At 70.8% G+C, this 15223-nt stretch carries 14 protein-coding genes; 9 read left to right on the forward strand and 5 right to left on the reverse strand.

Translation table 11 applies throughout. The annotated features are described in order from the left end of the window. Positions 1-2: 2 nt before the first annotated feature. From proS to PPSIR1_RS08930, 6 genes are all read left to right on the forward strand, one after another. On the forward strand, positions 3-1556 hold the full coding sequence (gene proS, locus PPSIR1_RS08905) for a proline--tRNA ligase (protein ID WP_006970699.1): 1554 nt from the start codon (positions 3-5) through the stop codon (positions 1554-1556). 134 nt (positions 1557-1690) lie between these two features. Then, positions 1691-3055 (forward strand): lysophospholipid acyltransferase family protein, encoded by a 1365-nt coding sequence (locus PPSIR1_RS42245; protein WP_006970700.1) that lies wholly within the window; start codon positions 1691-1693, stop codon positions 3053-3055. 228 nt (positions 3056-3283) lie between these two features. Next, positions 3284-3604 carry a hypothetical protein gene (locus PPSIR1_RS08915; RefSeq protein WP_006970701.1) on the forward strand — a complete coding sequence of 107 codons (321 nt, stop codon included), beginning with the start codon at positions 3284-3286 and terminating at the stop codon, positions 3602-3604. Positions 3605-3651: 47 nt separating this feature from the next. After that, the gene (locus PPSIR1_RS08920) at positions 3652-4491 is read left to right on the forward strand and encodes an MBL fold metallo-hydrolase (protein WP_006970702.1); all 840 of its coding nucleotides are present in this window, start codon (positions 3652-3654) and stop codon (positions 4489-4491) included. A gap of 19 nt (positions 4492-4510) precedes the next feature. Further along, positions 4511-5740 carry an NAD(P)/FAD-dependent oxidoreductase gene (locus tag PPSIR1_RS08925; RefSeq protein ID WP_006970703.1) on the forward strand — a complete coding sequence of 410 codons (1230 nt, stop codon included), beginning with the start codon at positions 4511-4513 and terminating at the stop codon, positions 5738-5740. 218 nt (positions 5741-5958) lie between these two features. Continuing rightward, positions 5959-6762 (forward strand): SDR family NAD(P)-dependent oxidoreductase, encoded by an 804-nt coding sequence (locus PPSIR1_RS08930; protein ID WP_006970704.1) that lies wholly within the window; start codon positions 5959-5961, stop codon positions 6760-6762. A 130-nt stretch (positions 6763-6892) separates the two neighbouring features. Here the strand turns inward: PPSIR1_RS08930 and PPSIR1_RS08935 are convergent, their stop codons facing one another. Beyond that, positions 6893-7177 (reverse strand): hypothetical protein, encoded by a 285-nt coding sequence (locus tag PPSIR1_RS08935; protein ID WP_006970705.1) that lies wholly within the window; start codon positions 7175-7177, stop codon positions 6893-6895. A gap of 299 nt (positions 7178-7476) precedes the next feature. On the opposite strand from PPSIR1_RS08935, the gene PPSIR1_RS08940 reads away from it, so the two are divergent. Genes PPSIR1_RS08940 through PPSIR1_RS08950 form a run of 3 tightly spaced genes read left to right on the forward strand, consistent with a single transcriptional unit; the run spans position 7477 to position 10717 of the window. Then, positions 7477-8367 carry a helix-turn-helix domain-containing protein gene (locus tag PPSIR1_RS08940; RefSeq protein WP_006970706.1) on the forward strand — a complete coding sequence of 297 codons (891 nt, stop codon included), beginning with the start codon at positions 7477-7479 and terminating at the stop codon, positions 8365-8367. 27 nt (positions 8368-8394) lie between these two features. Beyond that, positions 8395-9498: a hypothetical protein gene (locus PPSIR1_RS08945; protein WP_006970707.1), complete on the forward strand. Its 1104-nt coding sequence runs from the start codon at positions 8395-8397 to the stop codon at positions 9496-9498. Positions 9499-9538: 40 nt separating this feature from the next. Next, positions 9539-10717 carry an iron-containing alcohol dehydrogenase gene (locus tag PPSIR1_RS08950; RefSeq protein ID WP_045115674.1) on the forward strand — a complete coding sequence of 393 codons (1179 nt, stop codon included), beginning with the start codon at positions 9539-9541 and terminating at the stop codon, positions 10715-10717. A 177-nt stretch (positions 10718-10894) separates the two neighbouring features. Here PPSIR1_RS08950 and PPSIR1_RS45825 read toward each other — a convergent pair whose 3' ends face one another. From PPSIR1_RS45825 to PPSIR1_RS08970, 4 genes are all read right to left on the reverse strand, one after another. Beyond that, a complete protein-coding gene (locus PPSIR1_RS45825) occupies positions 10895-12544 on the reverse strand; it encodes a hypothetical protein (RefSeq protein WP_006970709.1) in 1650 nt (549 codons plus the stop codon). 108 nt (positions 12545-12652) lie between these two features. Further along, positions 12653-13924 carry an ATP-binding protein gene (locus PPSIR1_RS08960; protein WP_006970710.1) on the reverse strand — a complete coding sequence of 424 codons (1272 nt, stop codon included), beginning with the start codon at positions 13922-13924 and terminating at the stop codon, positions 12653-12655. 165 nt (positions 13925-14089) lie between these two features. Next, on the reverse strand, positions 14090-14680 hold the full coding sequence (locus PPSIR1_RS08965) for a hypothetical protein (protein ID WP_006970711.1): 591 nt from the start codon (positions 14678-14680) through the stop codon (positions 14090-14092). Positions 14681-14721: 41 nt separating this feature from the next. After that, on the reverse strand, positions 14722-15147 hold the full coding sequence (locus PPSIR1_RS08970) for a hypothetical protein (RefSeq protein WP_157595352.1): 426 nt from the start codon (positions 15145-15147) through the stop codon (positions 14722-14724). Between the last annotated feature and the right edge of the window lie 76 nt (positions 15148-15223).

Genomic DNA, 15223 nt, shown 5'->3' on the forward strand with positions numbered 1-15223 from the left:
GCATGTCCGGCAAGGGCGGCAACAAGCAAGGCAAGAAGCAGGGCGGCAGCAAGGGCGGCAAGCAGCACGAGCTGGCCATCACGACGCGGGCCGAGGACTACCCCAAGTGGTATCAGGACGTCGTTCGTTTCGGTGAGCTCGCCGAGCCGGCCAAGGTGGTCAAGGGCTGCATGGTCATCCGCCCCCACGGCTACGCGATCTGGGAGAAGATCCAGCGCGACCTCGACGCGCGCTTCAAGAACACCGGGCACCGCAACGCCTACTTCCCCCTGCTCGTCCCGCAGTCCTTCATCATGAAAGAGGCGGAGCACATCGAGGGCTTCGCCCCCGAGCTCGCCGTGGTCACCCACGCCGGCGGGCAGGAGCTCGAGGAGCCCTACGTGATCCGCCCGACCTCGGAGACGATCATCGGCCACTTCTTCGCCAAGTGGATCGACTCGCACCGCGACCTGCCCCTGAAGATCAACCAGTGGGCCAACGTGATGCGCTGGGAGCTGCGCACGCGCATGTTCCTGCGGACCACCGAGTTCCTGTGGCAGGAGGGGCACACGGCCCACGCGACCCACGAGGAGGCCATCGAGGAGACCCTGCAGATGCTCCACGTCTACGGCGACTTCGCCGAGGAGGTCCTCGCCGTGCCCGTGACCCGCGGGATCAAGACCGCCTCCGAGCGCTTCGCTGGCGCCCTCGAGACCTACTGCATCGAGGCGTGGATGCAGGACGGCAAGGCCCTCCAGGCCGGCACCAGCCACGACCTGGGCCAGAACTTCGGCAAGGCCTTCGACGTCAAATTCCAAAACGAGGCCGGCGACCTCGAGCACGTGTGGCAGACCTCCTGGGGCGTGAGCACCCGGCTGATCGGCGGCCTGGTCATGACCCACAGCGACGACGACGGCCTGGTGTTGCCGCCCCGCGTCGCGCCGATCCACGCCGCGATCATCCCGATCTTCCGCAAGGCCCACGAAAAGGAGCGGGTCATGGAGGCCGCCGAGCGCCTCAAAGAGCAGCTCTCGGCCATCGACATCGCCCCCGAGCGCGCCCGCTACCGCGACTTCCTCGAGGTCGTGATCGACGACCGCGACATGCGGCCCGGGGCCAAGTTCTACGACTGGGAGCGCCGCGGCGTGCCCATGCGCATCGAGCTCGGGCCCAAGGACCTCGACAAGGGCCAGGTCTGCATGAAGATGCGCGTCGACACCCCGGCGTGCAGCGGCAAGCAGTTCCTGCCCGAGGCCGAGTTCCTGGGCAGCGTCCGCCAGCGCCTGCTCGACTACCAAGACGCCCTGCTCGCGGCCGCCAAGGCCCGGCGCGCGGCCAACACGGTGACCCTCGACACCTGGGAGGAGTTCGAGGCGACCTTCGCCGGCGACGAGAGCAAGTTCGCGTGGTGCCACTGGGACGGCACGGCGGAGACCGAGGCGGCGATCAAGGACAAGACCAAGGTGACCATTCGCTGCGTCCCGCTGGAGGGGCAAGGGCCCGCCGCCGAGCCCGGGACCTGCATCTTCTCGGGCAAGCCCTCGAAGCAGCGCGTGCTCATGGCCAAGGCCTACTGAGCGCGCCCGCGGGCGGCGGGCCGCGGCGATCGTGATGGCGACCGGTCGACGGGGCGCGGGACCCGAGCGGACCAGACGGCGACGCAACAAAGACCGGCACTCGGGGGCGCGGCGGCGTAGCATGAGCCCAGGCCATGCGAGCGCTCATGACTGCCCTGTGCCGCTTCTTGCTGCGCATCTTCTTTCGCCGCATCGAGAGCGTGGGCATGGAGCAGGTCCCCGCGGGCGCGGACACCCCGGTGCTGTTCGTCCTCAACCACCCCAACGCGCTGCTCGATCCGCTGTTCATCCTCTGCCGCTCGCCCCGGCCGGTGACCTTCCTGGCCAAGGCGCCGCTGTTCGACATGGTCCTGGTCAAGCACTTCGTGCGCGCCTTCGAGTGCTTGCCGGTCTACCGCGAGCGCGACGGGGCCGACCCCAAGCAGAACCGAAAGAGCGTCGAGACCTCGATCGCGCTGCTGGCCAGCGGCAAGGCGCTGGCGCTGTTCCCCGAGGGCATCTCGCACAGCGAGCCGTTGCTCGCGCCGCTCAAGACCGGGGCCGCGCGCATCGCCCTGAGCGCGAGCGCCGGGGGGGCGCAGCCCGTGCAGATCGTGCCCGTGGGCCTCAACTACGCGGACAAGAAGACCTTCCGCAGCGACGCGACCTTGGTCTACGGCGCGCCCCTGACCACGCCGGTGGTCGCGCTCGACGAGCGGTCCCGGCCGCCCAAGGAGGCGGCGCAGGAGCTGACCGATCAAATCGCCGACGCGCTCGGCGAGGTGATCGTCCAGTCGCGGACCCACGAGGCCGTCGAGCTCGCCCGGGCCACGGCGCGGGTGCTGAGCGCGGCGGCGCGGGACGGGGGCGAGGGCTGGGCCGAGGGCGCGCGGGCCAGCCTGGACCTCGAGCAGCGCCTCATCGACGGCTACGAGCAGCTCCAGGCCAAGGCGCCCCGGCGCCTCGAGGTCGTCGTCCGCCGGGTCCGGGCCTTCGAGGCGCAGCTCGACGCGCTGGGCATGGGCGTGGATCACCCCGCGGCCATCGGGCGGCGCCGGGCGCTGCGCTGGACCATCGTGCGCGGCCTGAGCCTGGCGCTGCTGGTCGTCCCCGGGGTGCTCGGGATCCTGACGCACTGGCTGCCCTACCGCGCCGTCGACTTCATCGCCCACCGCCTCGCGCCCAAGCAGGCCGCGACCGACGACTTCGAGGACGTGCTCGCAACCTTGAAGCTCACGGGCGGGCTGCTGTTCTTTCCCCTGACCTGGGTCGCGCTCGCCGTCGTCGCCGGGCTGCTGCACCGGTGGAGCTCGGCCGGCGCGGCGCTGCTCGTGCTCCCGCTCCTGGGCTTCGCGGCGCTGCGCTTCGTCGAGCTCACCGAGGACGCCGCGGCGCGGGCGTGGGCGGCCTGGCAGCTGCTGCGCCACCGCGATCTGGGCGAGACCATCGCGGCCGAGCGGGCGGCGATCCGCGACGAGGTCTACGCCCTGGCCGAGCTCGTCCCCGGCGACGCCGCCTGAGTTCTGTTTTGCCCCCACAGCCGCCCAGGACCGGGGACGCTTCGTCGCTCCGCTCCTCCTCTTTGGCTTGGTGGGCAATGAAGTTCGTGCCTTGGACAAGGCTCGTGGTCGCCCCCGCTCGCGGGGGCGTGGATTCATTGACAATCTCTGAGTCGTGGACGTGGGGCAGGGAGGGCCTGAAACGCGCGCGCTTGTCCCTGCGCGGGGGATGGTCGATGCTCGGCGCGCATGCACGACGACATCGCCGATCCGCGCACCGTCGCGGCCATCGCCCTCGCCCGGCGCAGCCTCGTCGCCGCCGAGGCCGAGGCGCGGGCCGAGGGCGGCTGGCTGAGCGCCGAGGACGAGGGCGAGGTCGACGAGGGGGAGGAGGCCCTGGGCCTGGCCCAGACGGCGCTGACCCACCTGGAAGCGGGGCGCTGGGACGAGGCGAGGGCGTGCGCCGACGAGGCCCTCGAGCTCGCCGAGGGCTGCGGCTACGGTGCGGGGGCGTGGCGGCGCTTCGCCCTGCTCGTCGAGGAGGCCGCGGAGACCGGGCGGGCTCGTTGAGCGGTCGTTACTAGCCATCACGGCGCGATCTGCTACAACCCCCGCCCATGCCCCGCCCGCGAGAAGACGAGCTGGTCGTCTCGGGTCTGCGCCTGGTCGGCGTGACCGAGGGCGGCGTGGAGACCAACCTGCGCGTGCCCGAGCTGGGCGTGATGTTCGACATCGGGATGTGCCCGCCCAAGGCCCTGGGCTTCGATCGCCTGCTGATCAGCCACGGCCACGCCGACCACCTCGGCGGGATCCACTACTACCTCTCGCAGCGCGGCATGCGGAAGCAGAAGGTGCCGACCATCGCCGCGCCCAAGGCCCTCGCGCCCCAGCTGGAGCAGATGCTCGAGCTGTGGTCGGCGGTCGAGGGCTTCGACTACCGCTACGACCTGCGCCCCGCCGGGCCTGGCGATCGGGTGGAGCTGGGCCGGGGCCTGACGGCCATCGCCGTGCCCACGGTGCACCGCGTCCCGAGCCTCGCGTGGGTCATCGAGCGCCGGGTCAACAAGCTGCTGCCCGCGTTCCAGGGCAAGCCCAACCAGGAGATCCGCGCGGCCAAAGAGCGCGGCGAAACGATCACCGAGTCCACGGACGTGCCCCTGCTGTGCGTCTCCGGCGACACGACCATCGACGCCTTCCTGGCCTCGCCGCTCATGCGCCAGGTCAAGGTCCTGGTCCACGAGTGCACCTCGTGGTCGGACACCCGCGGCGTCGAGGACACCCGGGCCTACGGCCACACCCACGTCGACGAGATCATCGAGCACGCCGAGCGCTTCGAGGGCGAGGCCCTCGTGCTCGTGCACCGCAGCTTGCGGCACACCAAGGCCTTCGCCGAGCAGGTCGTGCGCGAGCGCTTCCCGGCGTCGGTGCGCGACAAGGTGTTCGTGTTCGGGAACTGAACCGACTTCAGGGCCAGCCATGAGTCACGACTACGACGTCGACGTGCTGATCCTCGGGGGCAGCTTCCTGGGGGTGGAGCTGGTCCGCCAGCTGCGGCGGCGTCGACGGGGCCGCGAGCTCGACATCGCCGTGGTCGATCGCTGCGTCGACCACCCCTACATCCCGCTCACCCACGAGCTGCTGACCGAGCGCCTGGCCGCGGGCGTGGACGCCAAGACCGTGCTGCCGAGCGCCGACTGGGTTCGCCAGCGCTCGCCGGCGCGCTGGGTCCAGGGGGACATCGCCGCCTTCGATCCGGTCAGCCACGTGGTCACCCTGGCTGACGGCAGCGCGCTCTCGGGGCGCTTGGTGGTCGTGGCCCTGGGCTCCGAGGTCCGCGCGCCCGCGGGCTTGCCAGGCGGCGAGCTGCTGCGCGCCTACAAGTTCCGCGACGAGTTCGAGGCCAGCAAGGCGGCCATCGCCGAGCGCCTGTCCCGGTCTGGAGACGAGGGCGAGGCCTGCGTGGTCGTCGTGGGCGGGGGCATCACCGGCGTGGAGATGGCCGGAGAGCTCGCCCACCTCGCCGCCGCGCGCCCCGATGGCTGGCGGGTTCCCAAGGTCGTGCTCGTCCACGGCGGCGATCGGTTGTTGCCCGGGCTGCACCCTCGGGGCGGCCGGTGGGCGGCGCGGGTGCTGGCCGAGCAGGGCGTCGAGCTGGCCCTGAGCACGCGCGTCGAGGCGGTCGAGGCGGCCGAGGGCGGCGCTCTTCGCCTGCGCCTGTCGGGCCAGGGCAGCGCGCGCACCCTCGACTGCGCGCTCGGCTTTTGGGCCGGCGGCGTGCGCCCGCCGAAGATCCTCCCCGAGCTCGGCCTGCCCCTCGACGCCCGCGGCTGGCTGCGCGTGGGCCCGAGCCTGCAGTGTTACCCCGAGCACACCGACGAGCCCGAGATCTTCGCGGGCGGGGACGTGGCGCGGATCTACGGCGGCGACGGGCAGTGGCCGACCATGCAGCGGGCGATCGAGGCGATCTTCGCCGCCCAAGCCATCGCCAAGAACATCCTCCGCCTGGCCGCGGCTTCGCCCGACAGCGAGTACGCCGACGGCGTCCCGCCCATGCACCCCCACACGCTGTGGCGCGACTTCCCCCACGGCGTCAGCGCGGGGGCGCGCTCGCTGGTGATCTACGGCGGCCTCGCGCTGCCGGGCGCGGGCCTCAACATCTGGTTTCGCCGCTTCCTCATGCGCCAGTACATGCGCCGCTTTTCGTAGGGGCCCTGCCCGGCGCCAAGGCAGACGTCGACGCCGACTCGGCCGCGGGAGTTGGGCGCAGCCCGCCTCGGCTTGCGAGTCTTTGGCGGTGGCGGCGTTCGCTTGCCTCGGGCAACAACCCATCGGCGAGGTGGCGAGCGTCGTCGAGTGAGCTCTCCCCCGAGCCAGGGCGCAGCCAGAGCCGGGCCAGGGCTGCTCAGGCGCGGTACAACGCGGCCATGTCCGAGCCCTCGTCCGCGTCCTCGTCCTTCGACCTGAACTCCAAGGTCGCCATCGTCACCGGTGGCTCCCGCGGCATCGGCCTGGCCACGGCGACGGCCCTGTCCCGGGCGGGGGCGAAGGTGGTCATCGCCTCGCGCAAGCCCGAGCCGCTCGAGCAGGCCGCGGCGCACATCCGCGAGCAGACCGGCGGGGAGGTCCTCGCCGTGCCCGCGCACACCGGCGACGACGAGGCCGTGCAGCGCGTCGTCGCCAAGACCGTCGAGGCCTTCGGGGGCGTCGACGTGCTCGTCAACAACGCCGCCACCAACCCCCACTTCGGGCCGATCATGAGCTCCCAGGACAGCCACTGGGACAAGACCTACGACGTCAACGTCAAGGGCTACTTCCGCATGGTCAAGGCCTGCGTGCCGGAGATGCAAACGCGCGGGGGCGGGCGGATCATCAACATCGCCTCCGTCGCCGGGCGCCGGGTCCAGCCGGGCATGGGCGTGTACTGCGTGTCCAAGGCCGCGGTCTGCATGCTCACCCAGGTCCTCGCCGTCGAGCTCGCGGACGCCAAGATCAACGTCAACGCGCTGACCCCGGGCTTCGTCAAGACCAAGTTCTCGAGCGCGATCTGGGGCAACGAGGCCATCGGCAAGGCGGTGCTGAAGTCCATCCCCCAGCACCGCATGGCCCAGCCCGAGGAGATCGCCAACTTGATCCAGTTCCTCGCGTCCGACGCGAGCAGCTTCGTCACCGGCTCGATCATCGACATCGACGGCGGGCAGCTGGCCGCCTCGGGCATTCCGGTCGGCTGAGTCGTGGACGTGGGGCAGGGAGGGCGTGGCGTCGTCCACGACGGCTAGAACAGCGGCACCCAAACGCAAAAAGCCCCGGCAGTCACGACCGGGGCTTTTTGTGTGGTGAGCCGCGGGGCTCACGCGAGGCTCAGCACTGCTCGAGGGCGTCGAGGGTCTCGGCCTTGAGGGCGCAGTCGATGCTCGCCTTGAGCGGGGGCTCGGCCTTGCACTGCTTGATGACCTCCTCCTTGCCAGCCTCGGCGGCCGACTTGAGGATCTCCTCGCCCAGGGGGTTGTCGGCGGGCTGGTCCTTCATGAACAGCTCGACGAACTTGTCTCCAAGCTTGACGCAGTCCTCTTCGGAAGCGGTGCAGCCCGAAAGGGCGCCGAGGGAGAAGCAGAGGGCGAGGCTGGCGGTGAGGTACTTCTTCATTTGTTTCCCGATCGGTGAGGTAGGGAGGCAAACGGTATCGAGGTCTGGCCAACATTGCGAACGGTCCTTTGGATCGGTGTTCGCCCTGGGAAGACCGTGGCTCGACCCATTGGCCATCCGCCGGGCTCGCTGTCGGCTCGTGTCTGTCCGTTGCCCGTCGTCGGGCCGATCGTCCAAGGCTCCCGCGCAACCCAAAGACCAAGCCGCGTGAGAACACGCATGTCGCGCAGGGCTCCTGGCCTGCGAATTCCCCTGGTCGCTCTCCCACTGCGCTTTACGTGCCCCTCCGAGTGGACCGGATGAACAACGCGACCGAACTCTCCCAAGCCTTCACGCCTCCCAGCACCACCGCGCCTTCGCTGGCCGCCTCGCGGCTGCTGCTGGCCGGGCGCAGCCCCGAGGCCATCCACCTGCGGACCCGCCTGCTCGAGCTCTCTCGTCAGCCCAGAGCGCTGTTCGTGTCCGGCCCGATGGGCTCGGGGACGATCCGGGCGGCGGCCCTGGTGCATCACCTGGGGCAAGGCGCCCAGGTGCCCGCGAACGGTGGCGACACCCGCGCCATGCTCTGCTGCGCGCCGGGAGAGGCGCCGCCGAGCCCGACGAGCGGGACCGTGTGTGTGCTGGGTTTCGAGCAGCGCGCGCCGGTCGAACGCGCCCGGCTCCTCGCCCGCGCCGAGCTCGACTCGCGCGTGCGCTGGATCTTCTGCACGGAGCACGGGGACGCCCTGGACACCGCCACGCTGGCGGCGGTCCGCGGCCGGGCCGAGCACCTGGCCCTGCCCCGGCTGAGCGAGCGCGTCGACGACCTGGAGGCGCTGGCGCTGCAGTCCATGGCCACGCTGCCGCTCGTGCGCCCCGTCGGCGGCCTGTCGAGCGCCGCGCTGGACTGCCTGCGCCGCTACCCGTGGCCGGGGGAGCTCGCCGAGTTCGAGGCCGTGCTGCGCGAGGCGGTGCTCGCTGGAGCCGGCGTCGACGTCGAGCTGCGCGACCTCCCCAAGGAGGTGAAGCTGCGCGCGGCGGTCGACCTGCCCGCGCCCTCCGAGTCCGAGATGAGCCTGGAGCATGCCGAGCGTCGGGCGATCCGCAGCGTCATGGACTACGCCGAGGGCAACAAGCGCAGGGCGGCGCGCATCCTGGGCATCGGCAAGACGACGCTGTACCGCAAGCTGAAGCTGCTCGGCTTCGAATGAGCTCGATTTCGTCTATATACTGACCCCATGTCGGGGCGCTCGACACAGCTGGGCCTGGCGGTCGCGGTCGCGCGAGCGCTGCGCTCGCTCGCGAGCCCCGCGCTGATCGGCCTGTGCGTCGGCGGGGTGTTCGCGCTCGGCTGCCCCCTGCCCCGGGGCCTGTCCTGCGGCGACGGCTGGCTCGACCCGGAGTTCGAGCAGTGCGACCCCAACGACCCCAACCAGCGCCACGCCTCGGCCTGCCGCGACAAGGGCTTCACCCGGGACGCCGGCTGCGACCCGCTGACCTGCGAGATCCTCGACAGCGACGACGACTGCAACATCTGCGGCGACGGGGTCGTGCGCGGGGACGAGGAGTGCGACGGGTCCGTCCCCGACAGCGACGCGATCGACTTGCAGTGCGCCCTGGGCTTCGTCAGCTGCAACTCGAGCTGCAGGCTGGAGTGCGTCGGCGAGTGCGTGGGTCGCCCGCCCGGCGACCTCACCCCCGAGTGCACGCCCAACGAGCAGTGCGAGGGCGACGACGACTGCGAAGAGGGCGAGGCCTGCTCGAGCTTCCTCGAGCAGTGCCTCCCGGCCCTCGGGGGCTTCTCCCCGGAGCTCGAGTGCTCCAACTTCGAGCCCGAGCACGACGAGAAGGACAGCTACACCAAGGGCTACATCCTCCACTGCACCGACGCGTGCATCTTCAGCCGGGAGAACTGCAGCTACTGCGGCGACGGCGTGCTCGACGGGGAGTTCGACATCACCATCGGCGGGGACGAGGGGGTCGGGACGCTCGAGCCGGAGGTCTGCGACGGCGATCAGGTCGACCGGGACAAGCTCATCGCCCACTGCCAGCCCCTGTGCATCGAGGAGGGCTTCCCCTTCGACCCGGCCCTGCCGGTGTTCTGCGATGTCGAGTGCAACGAGGACTGCGACGGCTTCGTCATCGACGGCGACGTGATCCCCGGGGGCTCGGCCTCGGACTACGGCTGCTGCCTGGCGGGCGGGACCCCGTGCCCCACCGAGGGCTACCCGGGCATCCCCGACGACCTGCCCTGCTGCCAGTGGCTCGACAACCCGCCCGAGGCCGAGGACACCTGCGTGCTCGACACGGAGAACGCGGCCATCCAGATCTGCCCGGCCTAAAGCCCCGACGCCGCGGGAGGTGGGCTACCATCGGCCCCGCGTGAGCACCTCCCTCGTCGGCAACTTCAACTACCCCACTCCCTACCGCATCGGCGCCGGCCGGATCCGCGAGCTCGCGGCCGCGTGCACCGAGCAGGGCATGCGCCGCCCGCTGATCGTCACGGACCCCGGCCTGGTCGCGCTGCCGTGGTTCACGGCCCTGGCCGGGCAGCTCGCCGCGGCCCCCGAGCTCGAGCCCGCGACCTTCTCCGCGGTCCACTCCAACCCCACGGGCGCCGACGTCGAGGCTGGCGTCGCGGCCTACCGCGAGCACGGGGCCGACGGCCTGGTGCTCGTCGGGGGCGGCTCGGCCCTGGACGTGGGCAAGTGCATCGCGCTCATGGTCGGCAACCCCGGCTCGGTGTTCGACTACGAGGACGTCGGCGACAACTGGACCAAGGTCGACCCCAGCAAGATGCCGCCGAAGATCGCCGTGCCGACCACGGCGGGCACGGGCTCGGAGGTCGGCCGCGCCTCGGTGATCACCGACCCCGAGCACAACAAGAAGATCATCTTCCACCCCAAGATGCTGCCCGAGCTGGTGCTCGCCGACCCGGAGCTGACCGTGGGCCTGCCCGCTGGACTCACCGCGGCCACGGGCATGGACGCCCTGGCCCACTGCTTCGAGGCCTTTTGCGCCCCGGGCTACCACCCCATGGCCGACGGCATCGCCTTCGAGGGCATGTGGCTGATCCGCCAGAACCTCGTGGACGCCTACCAGGACGGCACGAACATCGAGGCGCGCACGGAGATGCTGATGGCCTCGTCCATGGGCGCGACCGCGTTCCAAAAGGGCCTCGGCCTGGTCCACGCCCTGAGCCACCCCCTCGGCGGGGCCCTGGGCGTCCACCACGGCACCGCCAACGCGATCTTCTTGCCCTACGTCATGGTCTTCAACCGCGAGGCCATCGCCCACAAGATGGACGTGCTCGCGCGCATCCTCGACATCCCCGTGGCCAGCAACGGCTTCGACGCCGTGCTCTCGTGGATGATCAGCCTGCGCAAGACTCTGGGCTTGCCGCACACCCTCGCGGACGTCGAGGGCTTCGACGCGGCCATGGCCAAGCGCCTGGCGCCCCTGGCCGTGGCCGACCCGTCCATGGGCGGCAACCCGATCCCGGCCAACGAGGAGCAGTGCGAGCGCGTGTTCCTCAAGGCCCTCGCGGGTGACCTGAGCTAGTCGCTAGCAGTCGCCCACCCCGGCCACGCCGGGACCCATGATCCAGGAAAGCGTCGTCCACGGACTCAGCTGGCGTTGAACCCGTGGGCGGCTGCCTTTCTCGGTAGGGCATCGGAGAAGTCAGCTCGGCGAAAAGACCAAGCGAGGTGTCGTGAGGACTTCTCCGATGTCCTGCTGCTAGAGCTCGCTGGTGTCGAACACCAGCAGCCGGAGCTCGAGGGCCTCCACGGGCTCGCGCTCGGAGCCGCGGGCGATCTCGAAGGCGAGCCCGAGGCGCTCGCCGAAGGCCCCGAGGCCGAGGTCGCGGCCGAAGTGGGGCTCGCCCTCGGCGACCTGCCCGAGGGGCAGGAGCACCGAGCTCGTCGACGCGCCCTCGGGCGTGAGCGCCTCGAGGTGGAGCACGGCGGTCGCGTCGATGGTGGAGCTGCGCGCGCAGTTGCCGTTGACCAGCGCGTAGGTGTGCACCACGTCGGCGGTGGTGATGATCCAGCTGACCCACACCCGCCCGTCGGCGGTCTGGGCGATGTCGTGGGCTCCGTGCTCGCGCCCCGAGACCGTCTCCACGCAGGGGCCGGGGCACTCGCCTTCGACCGGCGGCGGGAGCCAGGGGCAGGTGAGGTCCAGCGGCGGGCTCCCGGGGATCGCGCTCTCGATGTGGCCCTCGTAGCCGTCGATGGACAGCAGCGTGAGCCCGTCGAAGCGCCCGCGCAGCACGGACAGGGTCGGGGCCTGGGGGGCGAGGTAGGGGCGCGGCGGTCGAGGGACCAAGGTGGGCTGGCCGCCGGGGTAGGTCGCGGAGTCGTCAGCGCCGACGTCGACGTCGGGTCCCTCCCCAGGCAAGTAAAAGGAGATCCAGTGGGCGGCCTCGTCCCCGTAGTCGTAGTTGGAGTTGAGCACGAACACGCGATCGTCGGCGGTCAAGCCGTAGGCGATCGGGCCCGACTGGGCGTCGGCCGAGCCGATGCCCAGCGGCGACCAGGTCTGCTCGTCCCCGGGGTCGGGACTCCACCAGTAGTAGTTGTAGCCGCTGAAGTCGTCGGCGGGGGGGTGGCGGCGGACCGCGAAGTTCAAGACGTCGTCGCCGTCGACCATCGGCCGGACCAGGAAGTGGCCCGAGCTGGTGCCCGGCGGATCGGGGATCGGGTCGTACTGCCAGCCGCCCTCGACGCGGTGGACGTAGGCGAGCTCTTCGGTCGTGCGGTAGAGCCGGCCAGCGCTGTCTTGCCCGCTGAACCGGAGCCCGGGGAAGGGGGCGACGTGCGCGAGACCGTCGGCGTCGCCGATGAACGAGAACTTCTTGGCCCACCAGTGGTCGACCGCAAAATTCATGAACACCCGCTCGTCGCTCAGGCCGAGCTCGGGGCCGCGGGTGACCTGCTCGACGCCCGCGCAGGCGATCACGTAGTCCATGACGACCGGGCAGGGCAGGTCCGCGCAGAGCTCCTCGTGGTCCCCGAGGGTGACGGCGCAGGGGACGTCGGGGGGATCTTGATCGGGGAAGAACTCGGGCTCGATCGGCGGCTCGCCGCCGTCTTCGTCGCTGCTCTCGTCGGAGTCGGAGTCGGAGTCGGAGTCGGAGTCGGAGTCGGAGTCGGAGTCGGAGTCGGTATCGGAGTCGGTATCGGAGTCGGAGTCGGAGTCCGTGTCGCCGGTAGTCGTCGTGTCGCCGTCGGTGGTCGTCCCGTCGTCGTCGTCGTCGTCGGTCGTCGTGTCGGCGTCGTCTTCGCCGTCTCCGCTCCCTTCACTCTCCTCGTCCCCGAGGGCCTCGTCGCTGTCTTTACCGACCTCGTCGGTCCCACAAGCGACGGTGAACAGCAGCGCCGACATCCCAGCAACCCACGCGCATCTCCTCATCGGACCAGCATACGATCGCGGTGGGAGAGCTGCCACTCGGTCCCGCCTCGGCTCCTGGAGAGCACGACAGGGCGAGCTCGCTCAGCGCGACAGCTGCTTGCCCAGCTGCTTGCGCTGCGCCTCGTTGAGCTCGAAGGCCTCGGCGAACAGGGTCTCGACCGGCTCGGGGCCGCCCTCGAGGGCGCCGGCGAGCAGCTGAAAGAGCAGGCGCTTGGACTTGCTCTTGGGCTTGCGCAGCTCCGGCGCCCGCTCCTCGGCCTCGTTGGCGAGCAGGTCGAAGGCGCGCTGCTGGAGGCTGGGCTTGGCGCCCTTTTTGAGCTCGGGGAAGGGGTAGACGCCCTGCTTGCGCCAGGCCTTCACGCGGGCGGCGGTGGCCCGGGGCGAGGTCTTGTCCTGGTAGTCGATGAGCTCCTCGCGGGCGGCGTGGACGAGGGCGCGGACCCCGGGGTGCAGGTCGCCGAGGCTCAGGGCGCCCTCTTCGTGCAGCGCCTCGATGGCCGCGCCGCGCAGGTGCAGGGTGAAGCGGCGGTTTTGGGTGTTCACGCCCAGGGGCAGCTCGCCGAGGGCGAAGCCGTCGGCGCTGCCGAGGAAGATCCCGCGGCTGCCCTTCTTGGACCACTCGACGATCTCGAGGGCCACGCTGAGGGTCTCGCCGCCGACCTCGACCTCGACCTCGCTGGCCTGGGTGGCCGCGATGATCGACTTGGGGTCGAGGGTCTGGCCGTCGTAGACCAGGGTCACCCCGGGGTAGTTGACGAGGTAGAGCGCGAACTTGTCGAGCATGGCCGCGACCGCGTCGGCGCCGACGAGGCCGTGCACGCTCTCGGGGATCTCCGAGACGGTCACCGTCGTGCCGAGGGCGACCTCGCCGCGGGGCGCCAGCCCGGTGATCTGGAAGCGATCGATCTTCGCCTCGGTCGTCTCGACGGTGCAGCTGTGGTGGTTGCCGTCCTCGTCCTGGGTGACCGAGGTCCACGCGACCACCGGGCCGAGGGCGAAGGCGGCGAAGCGGCCCTTGCCCTCTTTGCCGTGGAGGCGCCGGCCCTTGGCGGTGGCCTCGACCTCTTGCTTCCACGAGCCGCCCAGGCGCTCGAACACCTCGAAGGCGCGCTGGGGCGTGAAGCCCTCGCCGTCGTCGATGACCGAGACCCGCTCGATGCCGCCGAACAGGTTCTTGTCGAAGGCCACCTCCACGCGGGTCGCGTCGGCGTCGAGGCTGTTCCAGATCAGCTCCTGGATGGCCTGGAGCGGCCGGCGTGCTTTCGAGAGCTTGCGCAGGTGGTCCTTTTGGACCGAGACCTCGACCTGCTTGGAGACTTTCTTCTTGCGCGGCACGGCCGCGGAGTCTCGCACATTGCGATCGCGTGTCTAGTCCCCTGGCTCAGGGATTACTTCCATGAGTCCAGGGCACAGGAGGGCTTGGCCCGACCGCCGGGGAGAGGGATCCGAGACGGCTTTGCCGGCACGGGGGAGGGCCTGCGAAGGCCCCCCATCGGGACGAGCGTCTCCCGCCCTGCGCTAGGGTCGCGCTTCGCTGTCGTCCTCAATCCAGGCGACCAGCGCCCGAATCTCGGCGGCCGTGGCTCCGTCGGCAGCCTCGCCGTCCTCGAGCTCGCGCACCTGGCCGAGCTGGGCTGCGGCGACTTCGAGCTCGTCCTCGATGGCCTCGAGGGCCTCCTCGACCCCGGGGCCCTCGAAGGCCTCGCTGTCGGCCGCGAGCGCGCGAAGGTCTTCGTCGAGCTCGAGCACGCGCTCGTCGAGGGTCCGGCGGGCGCGGCCGAGCTCGCGCCAGGCTCGGGCCTCGGGGCTTGGGGACGCGCTGGGCTGGGGCGCGGGCGGGCTGGACGAGGGTCGGGGAGTCGGGCCGAGCGAGCGAGGGCGGGTCGGCGCGGATGGATGGGGCGCGCTGCGGGTGGACGTCGAGGGGGACGCGGAGGCGTGCCCCAGCGTGGGCTGGTCCCGGTCCCGGCCTTGGTCGAGGCCCAGCGGCGCGAGCCCGAGGGCCAGCAGCGCCAGACCGAGCCCGAGCACGCCCGCTTGGCGGCGAGCGAGGCGTCGGGCCTGCGCGTCCCGGTGGGAGCGCGGCGGGGACGGGAGCAGCGAGAGCATGGGGCGCGTCCTCGTGTTGCGTCAGTTGGGGGTGGCGGGGGTCAGCAAGGGACCTGAACGATCGCGTTGTGGTAGGCGACCATGCACATCTTCTCGCTGCTGTTGAAGTCGTCCTCGCGCCCCTTTTGGGTCACGACGTCGTCGAGGGACGCGAAGGGGACGTGGAACCAGGCGTTGTTGACCCCGTAGTAAAACTGAATCCACCAGTCGCCCGTCGAGCACTTGCTCGAGGTGACGTTGGTGGTCCGCTTGGTCGACGAGAAGCTCGGGTAGGTGTCGGCGTCGATGGTCTTGGTCGAGCCGTCGCTCTTCTTGCAGATCCACTTGACCTTCCACTTGTTGGCGCTCGTGTTGTTGATCTTGACCTTGTACTCCTTGGCGTGGGCGGCGGTGCTGGCCATGGCCACGGGGGCCCCGGTCAGGGTCATGAGCAGGGCGGTGTGCACGGCGGTGATGCGAGTCTTCATGTCCAAGTTCATGGCCTCGCGCCAGCGCGTAGACAATGGACGGCGATCGCCCACCGGTGGGCTCTTTTTGATCTGC

This window comes from Plesiocystis pacifica SIR-1, assembly GCF_000170895.1.
In the GTDB taxonomy this organism is placed as follows: domain Bacteria; phylum Myxococcota_A; class Polyangia; order Nannocystales; family Nannocystaceae; genus Plesiocystis; species Plesiocystis pacifica.